Below are 21869 nucleotides of genomic sequence, written 5' to 3'. Positions count from 1 at the left end.
ACGCACCGACCCGGAAGAGGAACGCGAGCATGCGCCTGCTGATCGAGCTCGACGACCGACGTGAAGCGGTCGAGGTCGACGGGTGGTCCGGCGCGTCCTCGCTGGGGGAGCTCATCGCGGCGGCGATCGGCGTCGAACTCGACGCCGAGACGACCCTCGCGGTCGACGGTCACCGCACCAGTGCGGCGACCCCGCTGCGCGACCTCGTCCTGCTCGAGGGCTCCCGCATCGGCCGCGCACCGCAGGAGCGGCCGCAGACGATCGACGGGTGGAGCGTCACCCTCGCCGGGGACTCGACGCGGGTCTCGTCGTACCGGTCCCGCGCAGCCGGAAGCTCGTCGTGGGCCGGGCTCCGCAGGCCGACGTCGTGCTGCCCACCGAGAGCGCTTCGTGGGAGCACTGCACGATCGAGCGCGAGGACGACGGAGTCCGGGTGCGTGACGCCGGTTCGACGAACGGCACCGTCATCGCCGGGGAACGCATCGATGCCGAGGGCGTCCTGCTCACCGGGACGACGAGCGTCATCCTGGGCGGGGCCGTGCTGCTCGTCCGGCCGGCGCTCGACGAGGTGCCCGTGCCCGCGGCCGGCTCGCTGGCGAACCTGACGCCGGCGGCGACGGCGCCGTTCAACCGACCGCCGCGCGCCGGACGGACCTCCGACGCCGAGACAGTCGTGCCCCCGGACGCAAGGACGTGCCACCGGCGTCGAAGTTCAGCTGGATCACCGTCGCCGCGCCCCTGGTGCTCGCCGGGGCGATGGTGCTCCTGCTCGGCGACGCACGGTTCGCGCTCTTCGCCCTGCTCTCCCCGGTCACCGCGATCGGGATGTGGTTCGAGCAGAAGCACCGCCGCGCGAAGAACCTCAAAGAAGAGGACACCCGCTTCGCCGAGGCCGTGGAGTCCTTCCGCGGTGAGATCTCCGAAGCCGCGGCCGTCGAGGCTGCCCGCCGCCAGGAGCTCGTGCCCGACCCGGCGACCGTGGTGCGGCGAGCCGAAGTGCCGACCACACTGCTGTGGCAGCGTCGCTCGGACGACGAGGACTTCCTGAGCCTGCACGCCGGCACCGGAGACGCTCCCTGGCGACCCGAGGTCGACCAGCGTGCGGCGTCCGCGAAGCTCGAGGACGAGGCGAAGGCCGCCATCGCCGACAGCCGTCTGACGGCCGCGCCGGTGGTGGCCGACCTGTCCGACGCCGGCGTCGTCGGGATCGTCGGCGATCGTCAGGGCGCCCTCGCCCTGGCTCGCAGCCTGCTCACGCAGGCCACCGTGCACTGCGGTCCGGCGGACCTGACGGTGGGCGTCTTCTGCGACGCGGGCCGCGCGGAGGACTGGGGGTGGGCCTCCTGGCTGCCGCACGCGCGTGTGGCGGGGAGCAGTACCGGCGCCCGCTGGATGTCGGCGCAGCGCGACCAGAGCGCGGCGATGCTCCGTGGCCTGCGGGAGTCGCTCGACGAGCTGCCGACGCCGAACCTGCTCGTCGTGGTCGACTCCGAGGTGCTCACCGAGGGTCGGGATGCCCCTGCCCGCAACCTGCTCGGCCAGGGCCGCTCGGTGCCCGGGCAGTCCCTGCGCCCGGGGAGCGACCACGCCGGGTGAGCGGGATCGTCATCGCGACGAACGAGCAGCAGCTCCCCGCCGCCTGCACGTCGATCATCACGGTCGGTGCCGATGCCGCCGCCACGGTCTACCGACCAGAAGACCGGACCCGTGTCGAGGACGTCGTGCTCGCCGGCCTCAGCGTCGAGACCGCCGAGCGCAGTGCCCGGAGCGTCGCCCACTTCGACGACCCCGAGCTCACGGTGCCCGGTGCCTCGTTGCCGTCGCTCGTCCGCCTGCCCGAGCTGTTGTCGAGCGAAGGGATCCGCACGGCGTGGGACGCCCGCACCGGCTTCTCGACCCCGATCGGCTCCTCCGAGAGCGGTGTGCTCGAGATCGACCTGGTGCGCGACGGCCCGCACGGCCTGGTCGGCGGCACGACGGGTTCGGGCAAGAGCGAGTTCCTCCGGTCCCTCGTGGCCGGGCTCGCCGCGCGGAACGACCCGACGCGCCTGAACTTCCTGCTCGTCGACTTCAAGGGCGGTGCGGCCTTCGCAGCGTGTGAGCGCCTCCCGCACACCATCGGCACGATCAGCAACCTCGACGAACAGCTCGCCGACCGTGCGATCCGGGCACTCGAAGCCGAACTCGAACGACGCCAGCGGGTGTTCGCCGCAGCCGGAGCCGACATCGACAACCTCGATGCCTACCTGGCGACGAAGCCGGTCGAGCCGATGCCGCGGCTGCTGCTGGTCGTCGACGAGTTCGCGATGCTCGCGAAGGACTTCCCGGACGTCCTGACGTCGCTCGTCAGCATCGCGGCCGTCGGCCGAACGCTCGGCGTCCACATGATCCTGGCGACCCAGCGGCCGGCCGGTGTGGTGAGCGAGGACATCCTCGCGAACACGAACATGCGGGTCGCCCTGCGGGTGCAGAGCCGTGAGGACTCGACGAACGTCATCGGTGTCCCCGCCGCAGCCGGGATCGGTCGACAGCAGACCGGCCGCGCCTACGTGAAGCTCGGGCAGGACGACATCACCCCGGTGCAGACCGCCCTCGTCACCGGCCGAGCCCGTGACGAGCGTGCCGAGCAGCCGGTCTCGGTCCGGCCGACCGACGTCTTCGGCGTCCCCGCTCCGATGCCGGCACCGGCTCCGACCGCGTCGGACGTCACCGACCTCGACCAGCTCATCGAGGCGATCGGGCAGGCCAACGCGGCAGCCGGGTACGCCCCGCCGCGTCCGATCTGGCCCGAGGCGCTCGGCGAGCGCGTCGAGCTGTCGGCCCTCACCGCCCCAGGCCCGGGAACCGCCCCAGGCCCGGGCACCGACCCGCGCCCCGCGGCGGTGCCCGTCGCCCTCGCCGACGACCCGGACCACCAGCGCCAGGTCACCAGCGGCTGGGACCTCGACGAGGGCAACCTCATGCTCATGGGCATCCCGGGCAGCGGGACGAGCACCGCCCTCGCGACGATCGCGCTGCAGCTCGCCGCGTCGTCGAGCCCCGACGAGCTCGACCTCCTGGTGCTCGACATGGGCCCGGGGGACCTCGCTCCACTCGCGCAGCTGCCGCACACGACGGCCTACGTCGGCTCCGGTGCGGGTGCGGGGGAGCTGCAGACGCGGTTCCTGCGGCACCTCCGCGTCGAGCTCGAGCGTCGTCGTGCGGCACCCGGTGGGCGCCGTGCCGTGGTGCTCATCGACGGCCTCGCCGCCCTGCGTGACGAGTACCAGGACTTCGAGGGGCAGCAGCTGCTCGACGCGCTCTACCGGGTGTACGCCGAGGGTCCCGCGCTCGGCATCTCCTTCGCGGTCTCGACGACGCGCGCGAAGGCTGTGCCGTCGGCGATGGACGAGGTCACCACGCAGAAGTGGATGTTCCGCCTCGCTGACCCGTACGACTACGCGTCCATCGGGGTCCGCCCCAAGGACGTCCCGCCGCCGGTGCCCGGCCGCTTCATCGACTCGACCAGGCGGCTGCAGTCGCACGTCGCGACACCGGACGTCCCGCTCGCGCAGGCCGTCGCACGGATCGCGGAGACCCGGTCGCACGGTGCGAAGAAGGCGACTGCGGTCGGCCGGCTTCCAGACGCCGTGCTGGTGGGCGAACTCGGCACCGGAGCGGTGTTCGCGGGTGAGCCCTGGCGGATCCCGATCGGCATCGCGGAGGACGACCTGCAGCCGGCGTCCGTCGAGGTCTACGACGGCGAACACGTGCTCGTCGCCGGGCCGGCACGGTCCGGCAAGTCGAGCGTGCTCCTCGCCGTCGCCGAGCTCGCGCGGACAGCCGAGGGCGTTCGTCCGGCAGTCTGGGCGATCTGCGACCGCCGGTCGCCGCTCGCCTCGGGTTCGTTCGACCGGATCGCCGTGGGCCCGGACGAGGTCCCGGCCCTGTTGGCCGGGCTGCGGCTCGCGCGTGGACCGGTGCTGCTGTTGATCGACGACGCCGAACGCTTCGAGGACGGCGACCAGGCCATCGCGACGCTGCTCACGACCGAGCGCCCCGGACTCTGCGTCGTGGCGGCTGGCCGCTCCGCGGACCTCCGGTCGCTCTACAGCCACTGGACCCGAGCGGTCCGCAAGTCGCGGTGCGGCGTGCTCCTGCAGCCGGACGTCGACTACGACGGCGAGCTGCTCGGTGTCACGCTCCCGCGCCGCGCACCGGTGGCGCTGACCGTGGGTCGCGGGTACGCGTCCTCCGGCGGCGCCGTCCGCCTCGTGCAGACCGCATCCGCCGGCAACTGACCGAGAGACACCGAGACCGTCGGCCTGGAGGCCCGTGGCCGCGTCCGCCACGGACCGCAGGGTCGACCCGCAGTAACGACCAGAGCGCGCTCAGTCGCGCGTCGTGATCCCGAAGGGCGAGCTCTCGAGGTTCGTGAAGTTCCCCACCGTCGCCCGGACCGTGCACGACGGGGCGACGGACAGCGCGGTGACCACGAGCCCGTCGGACGACACGGCCAACGCGCCCGAGCAGCCGTCGGCGAACCGCAGGCCGGACTCCCCGCCGGCCACGTCGACGAGCATCTGCGACGGACGCCCGGTGGCGGGACTGCGGTAGAGCGGGTTGAGCTCGTCGGCGCCGCTCGGCCACACCGGCACGAGTGTGACCGGCAGCGCTGTCTGGCTGACCGTGCGGTCGGGCGTCCGGACCTCGATGCCCTGCAACCGCTGCACCGGGTACGCGGTCCCCCGCACGGAGTCGTCGGTCAGGGCAGTGGTGGTCGCCTCGCCCACGCCGTCGAGCCACGTCTGCAGCGCCGCACCGTCCGTGACGGAGGCGAGCGGCACCGAGGCCTCGACCGTGACGTCACCGCCGGCGGGGACCTCGACGCCGGAGAGACTCCAGGCACACGTGGTGTCGACACCCGTCAGCGAGGGTTGGTTGCGCTTCGCCGAGATGCCCTCGCCGGACCAGGTGACCGCGGGGCAGGACGCCCCCGAGCGGGAGCCCGGCACGACTTCGAGGAACGGACCGGTCAGGGCCGATGCCTGCGCCGCGTACGTGACGCGCAGGTCGACGGTTCCCTTCGCCGGGTCGACGGTGGCACGGCGGGTGGTCGCGAGGCCCGTGGGCAGTGGGCGGTCCTGCTGGTACGCGTTGGCGGCCTGGGCGGTCGCCGTGCCGCGACCCGGCGTCTTCCGCAGCGCACCAGGCAGCCAGACGACCCCGCCGACGACGAGCGCGGCCACGAGCACGACGCCGATGCCCCCGAACAAGAGCGCACGGTTCGTCAGCCACTCGGGACGAGCGAACCGGCGCGTCGGTACCGGCTCGGCAGCGGGGGCGGTGGGCAGCGGCTGTCGGGCCATCGGCCGGATGACGGTCTGCGACCCGGCGGGGCCGAGTTCCGGAGCCGGCCCGGCCACCGCGGCGTCTTCCGGGACCCCGGTCCCGCCCCGGTCGGCGTCGCCATCGGGGCGGACCCCGCGGACCACGGTGGCGGGCCGATCGACCTCGTCGAACGCATCCGGGTCGCTCGCCGCGGGCATCGCAGGGGCCGAGGCGAGGGACCGGGCGAGGCGGCGCAGGGTCGCCGCGGCGTCCCCTGCTGCCGGACGGCTGTTCGGGTCCTTCGTCAGCAGGGCGGACACCGCGGACCACAGCGCATCGGGCACGTCGATCGGCGGTGGGTTCGAGGTGACGTGCCGGTACGCGACGGCGAAGTCCGTGCCGGGCCCGGCGAAGGGCGTGCGGCCGGACAGCAGCTCGTAGAGCATCACGCCGGCGCCGTAGACGTCCGCAGCGGGACCGGCGCGGCCGTGACTGATCGACTCGGGAGCCATGTACTGCGGCGTGCCGAGGAGCCCGGTGGTGGTGCGCTCCCGCTCGGCGACCACCGACGCGATGCCGAAGTCGGTGACCCGGACGTCGCCGGACGCACCGGGGACCCAGGGGGTCTGGAGCAGCACGTTGTCGGGTTTGACGTCGCGGTGGGTCACGTCGCGCTCGTGCGCTGCGGCGAGGGCGTCGAGGGTCTCGGCGGTGATCGTCAGGGCGTCCCGCGGGGTCAGCGGCCCGTTCGAAGCCAGCAGATCGCGCGCGGACCCGCCCGGCACCAGGTCCATGACGATCGCGAGCCGGTCGCCCTCGACGACCAGGTCCCGCACCCGCACGATCGAGGGGTGCTGCAGCGCGAGGAGCACCGAGCGCTCGCGGACGAAGCGTTCGACGATCTGCGGGTCGGCGGCGAGCTCGGCACGGAGCAGCTTCGCGGCGAACTGTTCGCCGGTCGTGCCGTGCTCGGTGCGCCAGACCTCGCCCGTGGCACCGGTCCCGAGCAGCTCGACCAACCGGTACGACGCACCGAGCGGCTCACCCTGACCGTACTGCGCCACTGCGTCCCCGACTTCCCGATTCCCCCGCTGGCCGACCCCTCGCCGACCACGCAATGTTACCGGCCGGTCGTCGCCTCCGCCTGCTCCGGCGCGGCGTACTGCACGTCTATCGCATACTGCTCGAACCCGGATCGCCGGTAGAGCGCCAGCGCGGGTTCGTTGTCGCCCTCGACGTACAGTGCGGCGGCAGTCAGCCCACGCCCGGTCAGCCGAGCCGTCCCCGCGCGCATGAGCACCCCGCCGAGCCGTTGCCCCTGCAGGTCGGGTCGGACGGCGACGGCGTAGAACTCGCCGATGCCGTCCTCGACCTTGAGCCAGCACGAGCCGGCCAGCTGCCCGGAGGCGTCGCGGAGCAGCAGTAGGTCCTCGCCGGAGAACCAGGCGTCCGACTCGCGGGCGTGCAGGTCGTCGAGCGTCATGCGGCCCTGCTCGGGGTGGTGCGCGAAGGCCGCGGCGTTCAGGGCGAGCCAGTCGGCCTCGTCCTCGGTTCCGGGCCGGAACGCGGACAAGCTGTACCCGGCCGGCACGTCGGCAGGAGCCGCGTCCGGAGAAGGCCCGGCTCCGTCGATCGGCGCCCGGAGCTGCAGCAGGGTGCGGGTCGCGCGCCAGCCGAACCGATCGGCCAGGGCCCGCGCTGCGGGGTGGTCCCCGTGTGCCCAGGCGAGCACGGGAGCGGCCCCGCCGCCCAGCGCGAGCGCCTGCGTGACGAGGGCGGTGCCGGTGCCGCGGCCACGGGCCTCCCGGTCGACCACGAGTTCCAGCTCGCCGTCGCGGACCACGGCGACCCCGTCGTCGACGGCGAGGACGGTCGCGCGCCCGGCGCGGACGTCGACCAGGGTCTGGTCCGAGAACGGCGGTGCTTCACCGGGCACGACGAACCGTGCGAGGTCCGGCACTACTGGCCCATCAGGCGCTCGGCCTCGTCGTCGTAGACGTTGAAGCGGTACCCGACGTTGCGGACGGTGCCGATGAGCGACTCGAGGTCGCCGAGCTTGGCGCGGAGACGTCGGACGTGCACGTCGACCGTTCGGGTGCCACCGAAGTAGTCGTAGCCCCAGACCTCGCTGAGCAGCTGCTCGCGCGTGAAGACCCGGGACGGGTGCGTGGCGAAGAAGCGCAGGAGCTCGAACTCCTTGAACGTCAGGTCGAGCGGCCGGCCGCGGACCTTCGCCGAGTAGCTGGCCTCGTCGATGACGACACCCGACGCCTGGATCTTCGAGCTGGACTGCCCCTTGGCCGCACGGCCCGCGGACAGCCGGATGCGGGCGTCGATCTCGGCGGGGCCCGCGCTCTCGAGCACCACGTCGTCGACGTTCCACTCGCTGTTGACGGCGGTCAGGCCGCCCTCGGTGACCACGAGCACGATGGGCGTCGTCGACCCGGACGAGGCGAGGATCTTGCACAGGGCCTTCGCGCTGACCAGGTCGGTGCGGGCGTCCACGAACATCAGGTCGCTCTGCGGCGCGTTGACCAGCTGTGCGGCCTCGGCCGGCACGTGACGGATCCTGTGGCTCAGGAGACCGAGGCTCGGCAGGACGTCGCCGGGCGCGGTCGAGGTGAGTACCAGGAGCTGTGCCACAGGACCTCCGCAGGTGGATGACGTCGTGGACACATCCTAGTGATGCTCGGGAAGTCCTCATCCGGCCGGACGGTTTGCGCGGCAACCCGCAAGCGCGCCGGGCGTGGAGCTGTGCCTGCGCGCCGGGCGTGACCCCTGTCATGATGGAACGCGTGACCCAGCCAGTGCAGCCCACCGACCAGCGGCGCCTCAAGCTGACGTCCGTCCTGCCGGTCTGGATCCTGGCCGTCGTCGGGGCGGTGCTCGTCCTGACGCTCGCCGAGCGCGACGCCTTCGCGTGGCTGCTGCTCGTGTTCGTCGCGTGCGTGATGGTGAGCTTCGTGCTCCAGCTCATCACCGCGACGAAGGACGGACTGGTCGAACGGATCAGCATCGCGTCGTCCGGTGCCTTCGTCGTGGTGCTCGTCACCGCGGTGGTGCTCCTGGCGCGTTGAGCCGAGCCGCGTAGACTCCGGGGCATGGATTCGCTGCTTGCGCTCGAGCTGTTCTACGTGGGCCTCCTCGGTCTGGCGTCGCTCGCGATCGCGTTCATCTCGGTCGTCGTCGTCGTGAAGCTGTTCAAGGGTCAGCGTTGATCGAGCTCCCCGAGGGTCTGGCGCCCGAACTGGTCCCGTTGTCGTGGCTCGTCGGCGTCTGGGAGGGCACCGGCGTCGTGGAGTACCCCGTCGGTGACGAAGAGGCGCCCCGCACCTACGAGTTCGGCCAGCGTGTGAGCTTCAGCCACGACGGACTGCCGTACCTCAACTACTCGTCCACCACGTGGCTGCTCGACGACGACCACACCCCGCTCGCCGCCGAGATGGGCTACTGGCGGATCGACCGTCCGACCGAACCGGGTGACCGCGGCCCCGCGATGCTCCTGGGCGAGGGGCCGACCCCGTTCACCACCGTCGAGAGCGTCGAGGCGCTGCGCAACACCACCGACGGCTTCGACGTCGAAGCCTCGATCGTGCACCCGACGGGCGTCAACGAGCTCTACGTCGGCCGCGTCCTCAAGGGTCGGATCGACCTGGCCACCGACGCCGTGATGCGCTCGCCGAACGCGAAGGACTACTCCGCCGCGACCCGCCTGTACGGCCTGGTCGAGGGCAAGTTGTTCTGGGCGTGGGACATCGCCGCGCTCGGCCGCGAACTCACCTCGCACGCCTCGGGGCAGCTCGCGAAGGTCGACTGATGTCGGCGTTCGCGGTGCGCGACGGCTTCGTCGCGTCAGCGCAGGGCCCTGCTGCGCACTTCGGCAACCCGCTGGGCGAGCAGCGGCTGCTGGCCCGTGGCCGCGCGGTCGTCGATCTCGGCCTCGGTGTCGTCACCGTCTCCGGCCCGGACCGCCTGTCCTGGCTCAACTCGATCACCTCGCAGCAGCTGACCGGTCTGCCGACCGGCGTCAGCACCGAGACCCTCGTGCTCGACCAGTCCGGCCGCGTCGAGCACGCCGCCCGCGTGGTCGACGACGGTGCGGTCGTGTGGCTCCTCACCGAACCGCAGGACGCCGCACCGCTCGCCGCCTGGCTCGACTCGATGCGCTTCATGCTCCGGGTCGAGGTCGCCGACCGTTCGGCCGACTTCGCGACCCTCGGCTGGTTCGGCGAGGCCGCCCCGTTCGCGTCGACCGTCCTGCCGGACCCGCCCGTCGTCGAGTGGGTCGACCCGTGGGCGGCCGTCACGCCCGGTGGGTGGAGCTACGCCGACCAGGAGGCCCACCCCGGCTCCGACTGGACCCTCCGCATCGCCGTGGTCACGCCCGGCACCTCGGCCGCGATCGCTGCGTCGGACGAACCCGTCGCGGGGCTGCTCGCGTACGAGGCGCTGCGGATCGCCGCCTGGCGTCCGACGCTGTCCGACGCCGACGAGCGCACCATCCCGCACGAGCTCGACTGGCTCCGCTCCGCCGTGCACCTGACGAAGGGCTGCTACCGCGGCCAGGAGACCGTCGCGAAGGTGCACAACCTCGGGCACCCGCCGCGTCGGATCGTGCAGCTGCACCTCGACGGCTCCGACGCCGTGCTGCCGGCCCCGGGCACGCCGGTCATGCTCGGCGACAAGCAGGTCGGGCGGCTGTCGGCCTCGGCGGTCCACCACGAGCTCGGCCCGATCGGACTGGCCGTGGTCAAGCGCTCGCTGGACCCCACCGCGACGCTGACCCTCACCGCCGACGACGTCGTGGTGACGGCGGCGCAGGAGACCATCGTCCCGCCGGAGGCCGGCGCCACGGCGAACGTCCCGCGGCTGCCCCGGCTCGGAGCCGTCAAGCGGTCCTAGGCTCCGTCCGGGGTCGATGCTGGCGCGAGACTCGGCCTGAGCGACACTTCTCGGGCCCCGGAGCGCGAGATCAGTCGCTGCGCGCGAGACTCGCCCCTCAGGTGGCGGGCTCGACCGCGGCCCACGGCACGCTGAGCTCGCCGAGCCGCCACCGGGTCGGCCCGTGCAGCACCGGCCACCCGCGGTCGCGCATGCCCCGCACCGTGGCGATCCACCGCTGCCGGGGCCCGTACGTGCCGAGCGGCGCCGCGACCGCCCACGACAGGTCGAGGTCGCGCAGGAACGCGTGCACCCGCTCACCCGGCACGTTCCGGTGGATGAGCGCCTTCGGCAGCCGTTCGGCGACGATCGACGGCACGTCGAGCCCGGCGAGCCGCAGCGACACCGTGAACGACACCGGTGCGTGCTCGTCGAGCGTCACCCACGAGGCCACCCGCCCGACCTCGTTGCACGTCCCCTCGACCAGCGCGCCGCCGGGCTGCAGGCGGTCCTGCATGATCCGCCACGACGCCACCACCGCGGACTCGTCGTACTGCCGCAGCACGTTGAACGCCCGGATCACGGCCGGTCGACGCTGCCCGGGAGTGGGGGTCTCGAAGCCCCCGAGCCGGAACGTCACACCGTCGCGGGTGCCCGCGTTCGCGAACGCCACGCGCGCCGGTTCGATCTCGATGCCGGTGACCTCGACGTCCGGACGCACCAGGGCCAGACGGTCGCGCAGCTCGAGCGTCGTCGTCGGCGAGGCCCCGTACCCGACGTCGGCGACCAGCGGGTCGTCGGCCTTGCGGAGCGCCGGCAACGACGCGATCCACCGGTCGACACGGCGGAGCCGGTTGTACCCGGTCGTCCCGCGCGTCACGTTCCCGATGGGCATGACGTCAAGGGTACGGGCCTGCCGACGCTCGGTAGACTCGGCAGCATGACCTCCACGCTCGTCCTGCTCCGTCACGGAAACAGTGACTGGAACCAGAAGAACCTGTTCACCGGTTGGGTCGACGTCCGGCTCAGCGAGCTGGGCGAGAAGGAGGCGAAGCGCGCCGGCGACCTCATCGCCGAGTCCGGCATCGTCCCCGACGTCCTGTACACCTCGCTCCTCACCCGCGCGATCCAGACGGCCGACATCGCGCTGCTCCAGGCCGACCTGGCATGGCTGCCGGTCAAGCGCGACTGGCGCCTCAACGAACGCCACTACGGCGACCTGCAGGGCAAGGACAAGGCCCAGACGCTGGCCGAGTACGGCGAGCAGCAGTTCATGGAGTGGCGCCGGTCGTTCGACGTCCCGCCGCCCCCATCGCCGACGGCGCCGAGTGGTCGCAGGCCGGTGACCGCCGCTACGCCGACCTCGGCGACCAGCTGCCGCGCACCGAGTCGCTCAAGCTCGTGATCGACCGCTTGCTGCCCTACTGGGCGTCGGACATCACGAAGGACCTGGGCGAGGGCAAGACCGTGCTGGTCACCGCGCACGGCAACTCGCTCCGCGCGCTCGTCAAGCACCTCGACGACATCTCCGACGACGACATCGCCGGGCTGAACATCCCGACGGGCATCCCGCTGGTGTACGAGCTCGACGACGACTTCCGCCCGACGAAGCCGGCGTACTACCTCGACCCCGAGGCCGCTGCCGCCGGCGCTGCCGCCGTGGCCGCCCAGGGCGCCAAGAAGTAGCACCGCACACACGAACGCCCCGCCCGGTCTCCGGGCGGGGCGTTCGTCGTTCGACCTGGTGGGTTCGCGAAAGCGACAGGGTGCCGCGAACGTTCCGCCGACTCCTGTCGCTCTGCCGGGAGGAACGGATCACCGCACCGACGACGTGTCGCTTCGGCAGGGCGGTCGGCTCCTCGAGCCTCGGCTGATCAGACGAAGTGCGACGCGATCTCCTGCACGAGGGCACCGACGTCGTAGGGCTTCGTCGTGTCGACGCGGACGACGGGGAGCAGCCCGGTCGGCCCCGCGGTGGGGCCGAGGGTGTCCCAGGTGTCGATGATCGATGCCAGGTCGCCGTGGACCTCGTGCCGGATCGGAGCGTCCGGCTCGTAGCGGTCGCGCAGGCGTTCGTCGGCCGTGGCGCGGTCGACGTGGCACCAGACCTCGACGGCACGGGGCGAACCGGCCGTCAGGAGCCCGGCGGTGAGGAAGTCCCGGCTCTCCGGGGTGACCCAGACGGCGTCCAGGACGACCCCGTTCTCGACCGCGCCGGCCATCGCCCACACGGTGTCCATCGCGATGCCACCGAGCGGCCGCGACGCGATCATCGGCCCGACGATGTCGGCGAGGGGCTCCTTGATCCGGTCCTTCGACAGGAACGGGCAGCCGAGCACCTCGGCCAGCGCAGCGCCGATCGTGCTCTTGCCGGAACCGGGCATGCCGTTGACGATGATCGCGACCTGAGCCATGCCTCGATCCTCGCAGACCGCGCAGGTGTGCTCAGACCGCGGCGGCCGAACTCGAGGCGCCGGTCCAGTCGCCGGTCGCCAGGTACTCGACCTTCTTGGCGATCGACACCGCGTGATCGGCGAAGCGCTCGTGGTAGCGGGAGGCCAGGGTGGCGTCGACGGTGTCGATCGGTCCGCCCTTCCACGCCTCGCCGAGCACGAAGTCGAACACGCTCGCGTGCAGTTCGTCGACGGCGTCGTCCTCGTCGCGGATCTCCGCGGCCAGGGCGATGTCCTCGGTCGCGAGCAGCCGCGTGAGCTTCTGCGACATCGCGACGTCGTGCTTGCCCATCTCCTTGAAGGTGCCGCGGAGGCCCTTCGGCACGACCTTCTCGGGGAAGCGCTGGCGGGCGAGCTGCGCGATGTGCTCGGCCATGTCGCCCATGCGCTCGAGCGAGGAGCTCACGCGCAGGGCGGTGACGACGACGCGCAGGTCGCGGGCGACCGGTGCCTGGCGGGCCAGGATGTCGATGGCGATCTCGTCGAGGCTGTTGGCGGCCTCGTCGATCTTCTGGTCGTCGGCGATCACCTCCTCCGCGAGGGCGACGTCGGAGTCGCTGAAGGCCTGGGTGGCCCGGGTGATGGCGGACTCGACGAGTCCTGCGATCTCGGTCAGTCGCTCCTGGACGTCCTGGAGTTCCTGCTGGAAGACTTCGCGCATGGGGGAGTACCTTCTCTGCGTACCGGACGAGTGTCGTCAGCCCAGGTGAACGAACGGTGACGTGGGGCTGAACGCTTCGCGATCCGGCCTTCCGGGACGGGTGAACGGTACCGGAACCCCGCATGACCATCCCTACACTGGCGGCATGGACAACGCGTGGCTCGTGCCACTGTCGATGCTCCTCGGCGGGGTCTTCGGCGCGGGCGTCGTGGTGCTGATCATCACCGCCGAGCGCACGGCTCGTGCAGCAGACGTGGCGGAACGCACCCTGCCGGACGGTGTCGCAGCGGTGATCGCGACGATGCACAACCCGGCGGTGGTCATCGACCCGTCGAACACGGTCGTGGCCGCATCGCCCCAGGCGCTGACCGTCGGACTCGTCGTGCGGCGCCGGCTCGTGCACCAGGAACTCCTCGACCTGGTCGACCGGGTGCGCAAGAGCGGCGAGATGGGGGCGGAGGACCTCGAGCTCCCGCGCGGACGGCACGGGGAGCTCATCGGCTACCTCAGCTTCCGGGCCGCGCAGCTCGGCAACCGGTACGTGCTCATCACGGCCGACGACCTGACCGAGAGCCGGCGCATCGACGAGGTCCGCCGTGACTTCGTCGCCAACATCTCGCACGAGCTGAAGACCCCGATCGGCGCCATCGGCCTGCTGTCCGAGACCCTCGTGATCGCGGCCGACGACCCGGAGCACGTGAAGAAGTTCGCGGCGCAGCTCATCACCGAGTCCGAGCGGCTCGGCGCCCTGACGAAGGACATCATCGAGCTGTCCCGGCTGCAGTCGGTCGACGCGTTGGAGAACAGCGAGGAGACGGGTGTCGACAAGATCGTGCAGGCCGCGGTCGACGCGAACGAGGTCGTCGCGCGCGCCCGCTCGATCGAGATCATCCGGGCGAAGAAGTCGAAGCTCCGGGTGATGGGCGACCCGGGCCTGCTGCAGGTCGCCGTCTCGAACCTCATCGCCAACGCGGTGAAGTACTCGCCCGACGGCACCCGCGTCGGCGTGGGCGTCCGGTCCGCGAAGGGCTTCGTCGAGATCGCGATCACCGACCAAGGCGTCGGCATCCCCGAGGCCGATCTGGACCGCGTGTTCGAGCGGTTCTACCGTGTCGACCCGGCACGGTCACGGGCCACCGGCGGCACCGGCCTGGGGCTCGCCATCGTCAAGCACGTCGTCGGCAACCACGGCGGCGACGTCCGTGTCTGGTCGCAGCCCGGCAAGGGCTCGACCTTCACCATCCGCCTGCCCGAGGCGGACACCGAACTGACCACCGCACTCGAAGAGCAACTGGAAGAGCAGCCATCGTGACCAAGATCCTCATCGTCGACGACGAGCCGGCCCTGAGCGAGCCCCTGGAGTTCCTGCTGCAGCGTGAGGGGTACGAGACCTCCGTCGCGGCCGACGGCGTGACCGCGCTGTCGAAGTTCGACTCGGAGAACCCGGACCTGGTGCTCCTCGACCTCATGCTGCCGGGACTCTCCGGCACCGAGGTCTGCCGCCAGATCCGGACCCGGTCGAACGCACCGATCATCATGCTGACGGCGAAGGACTCCGAGGTCGACATCGTCGTCGGGCTCGAGCTCGGCGCGGACGACTACGTGACGAAGCCGTACTCGACGCGCGAGCTGCTGGCCCGCATCCGTGCGGTCCTGCGCCGCCGCACCGAGGACGACCCGGCGGACAGCGGGATCCTGCAGGTCGGGGGCATCCGGATGGACGTCGAGCGGCACACGGTGTCGGTGGACGGGTCGGAGACGGCGATGCCGCTCAAGGAGTTCGAGCTGCTCGAGCTGCTGCTCCGGAACGCCGGCCGGGTGCTCACCCGCGGCCAGCTCATCGACCGGGTGTGGGGCTCCGACTACTTCGGCGACACGAAGACGCTCGACGTGCACATCAAGCGCATCCGCTCGAAGATCGAGCGCGTGCCGTCGACCCCGGAGATCCTGGTGACGGTCCGCGGTCTCGGGTACCGCATCGAGGCCTGAGACGGACGGACAGGAGGCCCGGTGCGAGTCCGTGGGACTCGCACCGGGCCTCCCGGTCTGAGCGCGTCCGCTCGCGCGTGCGCGGTGCGGCTACTCGCCGTCCGTCGGCGTGGCCGACGGGGTCTCGACCGGCAGCGTGATCTGGCTGGACGGCTCGGGGGTCGAGGTCGGCGCGAGGGTGGCGTACTCCTCTTGCGAGGTGGTCAGCACCGGCACGTTGGCCGAGACGCCCTCGGCGTCGGGGTACGAGAGTACACCTTGACGAGCGAACCGGGCTTCGCGTCCGCGCTGTCGAAGTCGAGGGTGTCGTGCTGCGAGTCGTTCGCCAGGTCGACGTGCGAGTTCGCCGGCACCAGCACGGTCTCGGTGTCGCCACCGATCTCGACCGACACGGTGATGCCGTCGGTGTCGGAGTTGTTCACCAGCGTGCCGATGAACCGCGCGCCCTCGCCGTCGTCCGAGATGAGGATGGCGTTCCGCACGTCGACCTTGCCGGTCGAGACGTTGACGCCGTCGGTGATCTGCTTGATGTCGACGGTGTGCGCGGGCGACATGAACTCGCACCCGGTGGCGCCCAGCGCGATGGTTGCCGCAACGGCGACGGACACGAGTACCCGAGCTCGCAAGAGATTCCTCCGTAAGTCGATGAGGACCAGACGGTCCCGCTCCATCTTAGCGATCACCGGGAAGGCCCAGTGCTGAGGGTCCCCTTACCCGAACATCCCTTGTGGTAAACTGGAAGTCTGGGAACGGAGCCTGATACATGCAATTCGAGGTCGGCGAGACCGTCGTCTACCCCCACCACGGGGCGGCAACCATCTCTGAAGTCAAGACGCGCGTCATCAAGGGCGAGGAAAAGGTCTACCTGAAACTGCGGGTCACGCAGGGTGACCTGACGATCGAGGTACCGGCGGACAACGTCGACCTGGTCGGAGTCCGCGACGTGATCGGCAAGGAAGGGCTCGACAAGGTGTTCGAGGTCCTCCGGGCGCCGTTCACCGAAGAACCCACCAACTGGTCGCGCCGGTACAAGGCGAACCTCGAGAAGCTCGCTTCCGGGGACGTCATCAAGGTCTCCGAGGTCGTCCGCGACCTCTGGCGACGCGATCAGGACCGCGGCCTGTCTGCGGGCGAGAAGCGGATGCTGGCCAAGGCGCGGCAGATCCTGATCTCCGAGCTGGCCCTGGCCGAGAAGACCGACGAGGACAAGGCATCGACCGTCCTCGACGAAGTCCTCGCGTCCTGAGCGCACTGCACACCACGACGACCGCACGGTTCCCCGAAGGGGTGGACCGGGCGGTCGTCGTCGTTGCAGCCGGGTCCGGAACCCGGCTCGGCATCGGCACCGCGAAGGCGTTCGTGCCCGTCGCGGGCCAGCTCATGCTCGCGCGGGCGCTCGAGCCGCTGTTCACGCTGTCGTCCCCGACGCTGGTCGTCGTGGTCGCGCCGTCGGCGCTGCTCGAGGACTGCCGTCAGGTGGTCGCCTCGGTCGCCGGCGCTGCGGTCGCGTACACGGCGGTCGTCGCCGGAGGCACGGATCGCCACGGCTCGGTCCAGGCCGGCCTTGGCGTGCTGCCGGACTCTGTCACCGCGGTGCTGGTGCACGACGCGGCGCGGTGCCTCACGCCGGCTGCGCAGTTCGACCGGGTGTTCGACGCGGTCGAGGGTTCGGTCGCGACCGGCACTGATGACGGCGTCGTCCCCGCGCTGCCCGTCACCGACACGGTCAAGCGGGTGTCCGGCGACGTGGTCGTCGAGACCGTCGACCGGTCCGCGCTCGTCGGGGTCCAGACGCCGCAGGGCTTCCCGCTCGACGCACTCCAACGGGCGTACGCGGTGTCGACGCAGTCCGAGACCGACGACGCGGGCGTGTTCCAGGCGGCCGGTGGAACGGTGCGCTTCGTCCCGGGCGACGCCGATGCCTTCAAGATCACGACGCCGTGGGACCTCGGACGAGCAGAGTCGATCGTCCGGTCACGCGCGACGGCCTCGGGTGTCCCGGATGCCTCGGCGGTCCGGCTCGGGCTCGGGGTCGACGTGCACGCGTTCGACGTCGAGTCGCCGTGCCGCGTCGGCCTGCTCGACTTCCCCGGCGAACCCGGCCTCTCGGGGCACAGTGACGGTGACGCCGTGGCACACGCGGTGTGCGACGCCCTGCTCTCTGCGGGTGGCCTCGGTGACATCGGTGGGACGTTCGGCACCGCCGACCCCGCCTACGCCGGTGCCGCGGGGGACGTCTTCATCCGCGGAGCCGTCGGGCTGCTCGCCGACGCCGGCCTCGTCCCCGTGTCGGTCACGGTGCAGGTCATCGGGAACCGGCCGCGCATCGAGGCCCGTCGCGCCGAGATGCAGGACGCCCTGTCCGCCGTCGTCGGCGCCCCCGTCGCGGTGTCCGGCACCACGACCGACGGCCTCGGCTTCACCGGCCGGGGCGAGGGGCTCGCCGCGATCGCCACGGCCGTCACCCGACCGGTCTGACGTCCTAGGCTTGGGATCGTGACCGTTCGCCTCTACGACTCCCGCGCCGCAGCCGTCGTCGACCTCGTCCCCCTGGTCGACGGACAGGTCAGCGTCTACGTCTGCGGTCCGACGGTGCAGTCGTCGCCGCACATCGGGCACCTGCGCTCGGCCCTGGTCTACGACATCTGGCGCCGCTGGCTGACGTACCGCGGTCTGCGCGTCACCCTCGTGCGGAACGTCACCGACATCGACGACAAGGTGCTCGACCTGGCCGCCGGCACCGACGAAGCGTGGTTCGCCCGCGCCTACCGCGTCGAGCTCGAGTTCACCGCCGCGTACAACGCCCTCGGCATCCTGCCCCCGACCTACGAGCCGCGGGCAACCGCGAGCGTGCCGCAGATGCACGACATCATCACGAAGCTCATCGACCTCGGTCACGCGTACGTCGCCGCCGACGAGTCGGGCGACGTCTACTTCGACACCGGCAGCTGGCCGTCCTACGGTGCCCTGACCCGGCAGCGCCGCGAGGACATGGTCGAAGCCGCCGACGCCGACCCCCGTGGCAAGCGCGACGCCCGCGACTTCGCGCTCTGGAAGGGTGCGAAGCCCGGCGAGCCGTCGACCGCGTCGTGGGACTCCCCGTGGGGTCCCGGTCGTCCGGGCTGGCACATCGAGTGCTCCGCCATGTCGCGGCGGTACCTCGGTCCGGCGTTCGACATCCACGGCGGCGGACTCGACCTGCGGTTCCCGCACCACGAGAACGAGCTCGCGCAGTCCACCGCCGCGGGCGACCCGTTCGCGTCGTACTGGTTGCACAACGGGCTCGTCACGGTCGAGGGCCAGAAGATGTCGAAGTCGCTCGGCAACTCGATCTTCGCCGCCGACTTCCTCGCCGCTGCCCGTCCGGCCGTGGTGCGGTACTTCCTCGGCGCTGCGCACTACCGCTCCTCGATCGACCACCACGACGGCTCGTTGGCCGAGGCCGAGGCCGCGTACGACCGCATCGACGGGTTCCTGCAGCGGGCCGAGGTGCGGCTCGAAGGCGTGCACCTCGCCGATGCCCCCACCGTGCCGGACGCCTTCGCCGCCGCGATGGACGACGACCTCGCGGTGCCCCAGGCGCTGGCCGTCCTGCACGAGACCGTGCGCACCGGCAATGCCGCCCTGGACGCCGACGATGCGGAAACGCTCGGGGTCGCGTACCATCAGGTGGCCGCCATGGTAGAGGTCCTCGGCATCGACCCGCGAGCCGCCCACTGGTCGGGGGGCGGTCAGGACACCTCGGCAGGCCCGCTCGCCGCTCTCGTCGAACGCCTCGTGCAGGAGCGCGCGGACGCCAGGGCAGCACGGGACTTCGCTGCGGCCGACCGCGTGCGCGACGACCTCGCCGCCGCGGGCATCACGATCGAGGACACGCCGTCCGGAACACGCTGGAGCATCGCCTGAACACGGCAGTGCCGAACAGGAGCTACGCATGAAGAACGTCTCGGGAAGCAAGAAGGGTCGGCCCGGCGCCGTCCGCACCGGTCGCAAGGGCAACAAGCAGGTCGGTTCCGGTGGTCAGGGTGCCCAGGCGCTCGAGGGTCGCAAGCCGACCCCGAAGGCCGAGGACCGGCCGTACCACCCCGCCGGCAAGCGCAAGGCAGCGAAGGACCGCTTCGAGGCAGCCAAGGGCCGTCACGGTTCCTCGAGCAGCCCGCAGGGCCGCACCGGTCGCCCGCCGGCCCGGAAGACCGATGACTCCGAGCTCGTGACCGGACGCAACTCCGTGCTCGAGGCGCTGCGCACGAAGACCCCGTCGACGACGCTCTACATCGCCTCGCGCATCGAGGTCGACGACCGCGTCAAGGAGATCCTGACGCTCGCGAACCACCGCAGCGTGCCGATCATCGAGCTCATGCGCCCCGAGCTCGACCGCATCACCGGCCACGACAGCGTGCACCAGGGCGTCGCGCTCAAGGTGCCGGCGTACGAGTACGCCGTGTCCGAGGACATCGTCGAGCAGGCCTTCTCGCGCGACCAGGTCCCGCTGCTCGTCGCGCTCGACGGCATCACCGATCCGCGCAACCTCGGTGCGATCATCCGATCGACCGCCGCGTTCGGCGGACACGGCGTCATCGTGCCGCAGCGTCGCTCGGTCGGCGTCACCGCGTCGGCGTGGAAGACCTCGGCCGGCGCCGCGGCCCGCACGCCCGTCGCGATGGCCCCGAACCTCACCCAGACGCTGAAGTCCCTCAAGTCGATGGGCCTGTTCGTCCTCGGTCTGGACGGCGACGGCGACGTGGAGCTCGACGGCCTCGCGCTCGCCGACCGCCCGATCGTGATCGTCGTCGGTTCCGAGGGCAAGGGCCTGTCGCGCCTGGTCACCGAGACCTGCGATGCGATCGTGTCGATCCCGATCTCGAGCGCGACCGAGTCCCTCAACGCCGGCATCGCCGCGAGCGTCACCCTGTGGGAGGTCGCCCGGCGCCGTCGCGCCGAGTAGCCGCACCGACGTCCGCCCGGCCGCTGCGGGCCGTCGACGGCACTGCCTGGAGGCCCGGTGCCGGTCCGCGAGACCGGCACCGGGCCTCCTGTGCGTCCGTGGGGTTCCGCGACGCGCCGCGTGCGTCGTGTCGAGGTTCCACGACTCGCCGCGTGCGTTGTTCCGAGGTTCCACAGACGGCCGTCTTGCGCGCCGAGGTTCCGGATTTCGGAACCTCGGCGGAACGGCCCGGGACGGGCGCGCGGGCGCGGGCGCGTGCGCGGGCGGGTCAGACGGTGGTGCGCCAGTCCTGGACGTCGGCGTCGTCGTCCGCGGGGTCCGCGTCGTCGACCACGGGGATCGGCAGCGTCATCGACGACGTCGGCGGGTTGATGAGCAGGCGCTCGTCGCGGCGGTGGCGCAGCACGTCGTTGATGTACGCCGTGGTGGCCTCGGGCAGCGAGACCGACCGCTCCTCTTCCTGTGACATGAACCAGCGGTGCTCGAGCAGTTCGTGGAAGACCTCGGCGGGCTCGAGGCGACCGCGCAGGTCACGGGGGATCGAGCGGACCACGGGTTCGAAGACCCGCGAGACCCACTCGTGCGCCACCATCTCCTCGTCGAGTTCGTCGCGGCCGTTGCGTGCCCGGTACGAGTCGAGGTCGTTGAGCAGGCGTCGGGCCTGGTTCTCGCCGGCGTCCAGGCCGGTCAGCCGCAGCAGCCGTCGCTGGTGGTGACCGGCGTCGACGACCTTCGGCTGGATCCGCACCTGCGAACCGCCCTCGGTCGTGTGGATCGAGAGCTCCTCGATGTCGAAGCCGAGCTCGTTGAGCCGCTCGACGCGGTCGTTGATGCGCCAGCGTTCCTTGATGTCGAACTGCTCGGTGCCCGTGAGCTCGGTCCAGAGCGTCCGGTACTGCGCCACGATCCGGTTGGAGACGTCGACGGGGTCGGCGTTCTCGTCGAGCCGGCCGCCCGCCTCGAGGTCGAGGAGCTCGCCGGCGATGTTCACGCGCGCGACCTCGAGGTCGTTCTCGCGCTGCCCGTTCGACAGACCACCGGGGTAGAGCTTGCCGGTCTCGGCATCGACCAGGTACGCGGCGAACGAGCCCGCGTCGCGACGGAAGAGCGTGTTCGAGAGCGACACGTCGCCCCAGTAGAAGCCGATGACGTGCAGCCGGACGAGCAGCAGCGCGAGGGCGTCGACGAGACGGGTCGCGGTCTCCGGGCGCAGGGTCTGCGAGTACAGCGCGCGGTACGGCAGCGAGAAGCGCAGGTGCCGCGTCACGAGCACGGGGTGCAGCTGCTCGCCGTCCGCGTCGACCCGACCCGTGATGACGGCGACGGGGTCGACGCACGGCACGTCCATGCGCTGCAGCGTGCGGAGCATCTCGTACTCGGAGCGCGCGATCTCCTCGCCGGTCTCCTTCACGGCGGCGACGTACCCGCTCAGGTGCACGAAGCGCACGAGGTGCCGCGAGATGCCCTTCGGCAGGGCCACGATGGTCTCGTCCGGCCAGTCCGCCAGCGGCAGGTCCCACGGCAGGTCGAGCAGGCCGGGGTCGACGGTGGCTGCGGTGATGGACATCGAGTCGGGCACGGTGGATCCTTCGGTGTCGTGGGGGACAGCCGAGAGCCCGCGACCCGCCCT

At 71.6% G+C, this 21869-nt stretch carries 19 protein-coding genes and 2 pseudogenes; 13 read left to right on the top strand and 8 right to left on the bottom strand.

Translation table 11 applies throughout. The features are described from left to right. Window positions 1–82 precede the first annotated feature (82 nt). The 3 genes and pseudogenes from ACZZ0J_RS10500 to ACZZ0J_RS10490 form a co-directional block, all read left to right on the top strand. A pseudogene (locus ACZZ0J_RS10500) lies at window positions 83–493 on the top strand (FHA domain-containing protein); the annotation flags it as partial. A gap of 200 nt (window positions 494–693) precedes the next feature. After that, window positions 694–1596 carry a hypothetical protein gene (locus ACZZ0J_RS10495; RefSeq protein WP_463438247.1) on the top strand — a complete coding sequence of 301 codons (903 nt, stop codon included), beginning with the start codon at window positions 694–696 and terminating at the stop codon, window positions 1594–1596. Then, the gene (locus ACZZ0J_RS10490; RefSeq protein ID WP_463436748.1) at window positions 1593–4280 is read left to right on the top strand and encodes an FtsK/SpoIIIE domain-containing protein; all 2688 of its coding nucleotides are present in this window, start codon (window positions 1593–1595) and stop codon (window positions 4278–4280) included. The genes ACZZ0J_RS10495 and ACZZ0J_RS10490 overlap by 4 nt, the downstream gene beginning before the upstream one ends. Before the next feature lie 90 nt (window positions 4281–4370). Here the strand turns inward: ACZZ0J_RS10490 and ACZZ0J_RS10485 are convergent, their stop codons facing one another. Genes ACZZ0J_RS10485 through ACZZ0J_RS10475 form a run of 3 tightly spaced genes read right to left on the bottom strand, consistent with a single transcriptional unit; the run spans window position 4371 to window position 7953 of the window. Beyond that, on the bottom strand, window positions 4371–6374 hold the full coding sequence (locus ACZZ0J_RS10485) for a serine/threonine-protein kinase (RefSeq protein WP_463436746.1): 2004 nt from the start codon (window positions 6372–6374) through the stop codon (window positions 4371–4373). Between the two features lie 56 nt (window positions 6375–6430). Beyond that, window positions 6431–7270 (bottom strand): mycothiol synthase, encoded by an 840-nt coding sequence (mshD, locus tag ACZZ0J_RS10480; RefSeq protein ID WP_463436744.1) that lies wholly within the window; start codon window positions 7268–7270, stop codon window positions 6431–6433. Next, entirely contained in the window at window positions 7270–7953 is a 684-nt protein-coding gene (locus ACZZ0J_RS10475; protein WP_123293289.1) for a winged helix-turn-helix domain-containing protein, read from the bottom strand. The genes mshD and ACZZ0J_RS10475 overlap by 1 nt, the downstream gene beginning before the upstream one ends. Window positions 7954–8105: 152 nt before the next feature. On the opposite strand from ACZZ0J_RS10475, the gene ACZZ0J_RS10470 reads away from it, so the two are divergent. The 3 genes from ACZZ0J_RS10470 (at window position 8106) to ygfZ (ending at window position 10212) form a co-directional block, all read left to right on the top strand. Beyond that, the gene (locus tag ACZZ0J_RS10470) at window positions 8106–8387 is read left to right on the top strand and encodes a hypothetical protein (RefSeq protein ID WP_123936868.1); all 282 of its coding nucleotides are present in this window, start codon (window positions 8106–8108) and stop codon (window positions 8385–8387) included. Between the two features lie 137 nt (window positions 8388–8524). After that, window positions 8525–9127, top strand: coding sequence for a heme-binding beta-barrel domain-containing protein (locus ACZZ0J_RS10465; RefSeq protein ID WP_463436741.1), 603 nt, complete (start codon window positions 8525–8527; stop codon window positions 9125–9127). After that, window positions 9127–10212 (top strand): CAF17-like 4Fe-4S cluster assembly/insertion protein YgfZ, encoded by a 1086-nt coding sequence (gene ygfZ / locus ACZZ0J_RS10460; RefSeq protein WP_463436739.1) that lies wholly within the window; start codon window positions 9127–9129, stop codon window positions 10210–10212. The genes ACZZ0J_RS10465 and ygfZ overlap by 1 nt, the downstream gene beginning before the upstream one ends. A gap of 97 nt (window positions 10213–10309) precedes the next feature. Here ygfZ and ACZZ0J_RS10455 read toward each other — a convergent pair whose 3' ends face one another. Continuing rightward, window positions 10310–11086 (bottom strand): class I SAM-dependent methyltransferase, encoded by a 777-nt coding sequence (locus ACZZ0J_RS10455; protein WP_123340904.1) that lies wholly within the window; start codon window positions 11084–11086, stop codon window positions 10310–10312. A gap of 45 nt (window positions 11087–11131) precedes the next feature. Between ACZZ0J_RS10455 and ACZZ0J_RS10450 the strand changes: the two are divergent. Continuing rightward, window positions 11132–11877, top strand: a pseudogene (locus tag ACZZ0J_RS10450) (phosphoglyceromutase). 188 nt (window positions 11878–12065) lie between these two features. On the opposite strand, the gene ACZZ0J_RS10445 reads toward ACZZ0J_RS10450, so the two are convergent. Together ACZZ0J_RS10445 and phoU are read right to left on the bottom strand one after the other, a co-directional pair. Further along, window positions 12066–12605 carry a P-loop nucleotide/nucleoside kinase family protein gene (locus ACZZ0J_RS10445; protein WP_194647523.1) on the bottom strand — a complete coding sequence of 180 codons (540 nt, stop codon included), beginning with the start codon at window positions 12603–12605 and terminating at the stop codon, window positions 12066–12068. Window positions 12606–12636: 31 nt separating this feature from the next. Beyond that, window positions 12637–13305 (bottom strand): phosphate signaling complex protein PhoU, encoded by a 669-nt coding sequence (gene phoU / locus ACZZ0J_RS10440; RefSeq protein WP_463436736.1) that lies wholly within the window; start codon window positions 13303–13305, stop codon window positions 12637–12639. Between the two features lie 145 nt (window positions 13306–13450). On the opposite strand from phoU, the gene ACZZ0J_RS10435 reads away from it, so the two are divergent. Both ACZZ0J_RS10435 and ACZZ0J_RS10430 read left to right on the top strand, forming a co-directional pair. Next, on the top strand, window positions 13451–14617 hold the full coding sequence (locus ACZZ0J_RS10435; protein WP_111085243.1) for a sensor histidine kinase: 1167 nt from the start codon (window positions 13451–13453) through the stop codon (window positions 14615–14617). Next, window positions 14614–15294 (top strand): response regulator transcription factor, encoded by a 681-nt coding sequence (locus ACZZ0J_RS10430; RefSeq protein ID WP_111085241.1) that lies wholly within the window; start codon window positions 14614–14616, stop codon window positions 15292–15294. The genes ACZZ0J_RS10435 and ACZZ0J_RS10430 overlap by 4 nt, the downstream gene beginning before the upstream one ends. Before the next feature lie 203 nt (window positions 15295–15497). Here ACZZ0J_RS10430 and ACZZ0J_RS10425 read toward each other — a convergent pair whose 3' ends face one another. Further along, window positions 15498–15902, bottom strand: coding sequence for a hypothetical protein (locus ACZZ0J_RS10425; RefSeq protein ID WP_463436733.1), 405 nt, complete (start codon window positions 15900–15902; stop codon window positions 15498–15500). 155 nt (window positions 15903–16057) lie between these two features. On the opposite strand from ACZZ0J_RS10425, the gene ACZZ0J_RS10420 reads away from it, so the two are divergent. The 4 genes from ACZZ0J_RS10420 to rlmB are packed head-to-tail and all read left to right on the top strand — an operon-like array spanning window position 16058 to window position 20239. Next, window positions 16058–16540, top strand: coding sequence for a CarD family transcriptional regulator (locus ACZZ0J_RS10420; RefSeq protein WP_017888066.1), 483 nt, complete (start codon window positions 16058–16060; stop codon window positions 16538–16540). Between the two features lie 41 nt (window positions 16541–16581). Next, a complete protein-coding gene (gene ispD, locus ACZZ0J_RS10415; RefSeq protein WP_463436713.1) occupies window positions 16582–17772 on the top strand; it encodes a 2-C-methyl-D-erythritol 4-phosphate cytidylyltransferase in 1191 nt (396 codons plus the stop codon). 18 nt (window positions 17773–17790) lie between these two features. Then, window positions 17791–19200, top strand: coding sequence for a cysteine--tRNA ligase (cysS, locus tag ACZZ0J_RS10410; RefSeq protein ID WP_463436711.1), 1410 nt, complete (start codon window positions 17791–17793; stop codon window positions 19198–19200). A gap of 28 nt (window positions 19201–19228) precedes the next feature. After that, window positions 19229–20239, top strand: a complete 1011-nt coding sequence (gene rlmB, locus ACZZ0J_RS10405) for a 23S rRNA (guanosine(2251)-2'-O)-methyltransferase RlmB (protein ID WP_194647526.1) — start codon at window positions 19229–19231, stop codon at window positions 20237–20239. Window positions 20240–20507: 268 nt separating this feature from the next. Here rlmB and ACZZ0J_RS10400 read toward each other — a convergent pair whose 3' ends face one another. Continuing rightward, complete coding sequence (locus ACZZ0J_RS10400; protein ID WP_123671506.1) at window positions 20508–21818, bottom strand: DUF4032 domain-containing protein; 1311 nt, start codon at window positions 21816–21818, stop codon at window positions 20508–20510. Window positions 21819–21869: the final 51 nt, after the last annotated feature.

The sequence above is a fragment of the Curtobacterium sp. AC272 genome (genome assembly GCF_979258155.1).
The sequence above is the reverse complement of the archived record's forward strand: the minus strand, read 5'-3'. Positions and strand labels throughout refer to the sequence as shown.